Source organism: Streptomyces sp. NPDC002779, assembly GCF_042888685.1.
Taxonomy (GTDB): Bacteria; Actinomycetota; Actinomycetes; order Streptomycetales; family Streptomycetaceae; genus Streptomyces.
The window spans coordinates 1-1,178 of record NZ_JBIAQC010000088.1 but is presented as its reverse complement, the minus strand read 5'-3'; the positions used below and the strand labels follow the sequence as shown (position 1 = coordinate 1,178).

Sequence of the window (1,178 nt, the reverse complement as noted above, 5' to 3'; positions counted from 1 at the left end):
TGTCAACGGCCATTTCGTTCTCCCCATAGGCGGCCAGGAGTTCGCCCCGCTGGCGGCCATCGTGGCGTCCCCGCTGGCGGCCAGATAATTTCCCGCCCTTGGGTCGGTCGGGTCAGCTGAAGGGTTTCACTCCCTGTCCGCTGGTGGCCTGGGTGAGCCGGTAGCTGTCACCTTGGGTGACGACGATATGAGCGTGGTGCATGAGCCGGTCGACCGTCGCCGTGGCCAGAGTCTTGGGCATGATCTCGTCGAATCCGGAGGGGTGGAGGTTGCTGCTGACGGCGATCGAGCGTCGTTCGTAGGCGGCATCGACCAAGCGGTAGAAGCCTTCGGCCGCGTCCGGTGAGACCGGCAGCAGACCGATGTCATCGACGATGATCAGATCCGAGCGGATGATTTTCGCGAGGGCTCGGGCGATCGAGTCGTCCGCGCGGTGTCGGCGGACCAGGACTCCGAGGTCCTCGATGGTGAACCAGGAGACGGTCAGCCCGGCCTCGACCGCGGTCTGACCGAGGGCCTCGGTGAAGTGGCTCTTGCCCGTTCCCGAGGGCCCGCAGATGCAGAAGTTCTCCCGCCGCCCGATCCATTCCAAGGACTTGAGGGCGTCCTGGGTGGGGCGGGGAATGGCGGACTTGGTCTCGTCCCAGTCGCCGAAGGTCTTGCCGGTGGGGAAACCCGCCCGCTTGCGGCGGGTGTGGAGGTTGGCCCGGTCTCGACCGGCGGCTTCCTCGGCCAGCAGGACGCGGACGACCTCGGCCGGGTCCCAGCGTTGTGCCTTGGCGGTGGGGATCAGGTCGGCCAACACCCGCCGCAGGTGCGGGAGTTTGAGCCGCCGGGTCAGCTCGATGGCCTCGGCGAGCGGGTCGCCGTTGGTGCCGGGAACGGTGCGAAGTGGGGTGGCCATCAGGCGCGATCGCTTTCGTCGTACTCGGAGACGTCGGAGGCGGGCTGGGTGGGCAGGCCGAAGGAGGACCAGGCGGAGGTTCCGGGCTGCAGGGAGTGTTCCTCGCTGCGGCGGGCGGGTTCGGTGTGCTCGCGTGTGGCCTGGTAGTCGACGATGGACAGCAGGTCCTTGTCCGCGAACCGGCCGGTGACCGCGGCGGTGCCCAGGGCCCGGTCGACCTCGGCCACCGAGTAGAGCTTCGACAGGGCGACGGCCTCGGCCATCTTCGCCTTGA

General features: G+C 68.3%; 1 protein-coding gene and 1 pseudogene. Both read right to left on the bottom strand.

Annotated elements, in window-relative coordinates; translation table 11 throughout:
• Window positions 1-112: 112 nt before the first annotated feature.
• Window positions 113-904, bottom strand: coding sequence for an IS21-like element helper ATPase IstB (gene istB / locus ACFYW5_RS38000; protein ID WP_389421701.1), 792 nt, complete (start codon window positions 902-904; stop codon window positions 113-115).
• Window positions 904-1,178 (bottom strand): annotated as a pseudogene (locus ACFYW5_RS37995) (IS21 family transposase); the annotation flags it as partial. The pseudogene ACFYW5_RS37995 and the gene istB, both read right to left, overlap by 1 nt.